Below are 509 nucleotides of genomic sequence, written 5' to 3' on the forward strand. Positions count from 1 at the left end.
GCCGGCATCCTGGGCTCGGCCGTGATCAAGGGCCAGGCCACCGAGGTGATCGATGTCGGCCACTTCCTGCCGATGGCGTTTGCCGACTGGTTCACCCGCAAGGAGATGAAGCCGTCGATGCATTCGCAGTCGGTGCTGCTGGTCGACGACTCAGCCTTCTTCCGCAACATGCTGGCCCCGGTGCTGAAGGCGGCCGGCTACCGCGTCCGCACCGCGCCGACGGCGCAGGAGGGGCTTGCGGCGCTGCGCGCGCAGAGCTTCGACGTCGTGCTGACCGACATCGAGATGCCCGACATGAACGGGTTCGAGTTCGCGGAAGTCATCCGCTCCGACCACAATCTCGGCGCGATGCCGATCATCGGGCTGTCGGCGCTGGTCTCGCCGGCGGCGATCGAGCGCGGCCGGCAGGCCGGCTTCCACGACTATGTCGCCAAGTTCGACCGTCCCGGTCTGATCGCGGCGCTGAAGGAGCAGACCGCAGGCGCGGCCGGCGCCTCCGAGCTGAGCCG

General features: G+C 68.8%; 1 protein-coding gene. It reads left to right on the forward strand.

What is annotated here, in order from left to right:
• A partial coding sequence (locus SO156_RS45915; RefSeq protein WP_498539474.1) for a response regulator occupies positions 1 to 509 on the forward strand: 509 nt, incomplete at both ends.

It is taken from the genome of Bradyrhizobium sp. UFLA05-125, from assembly GCF_059803515.1.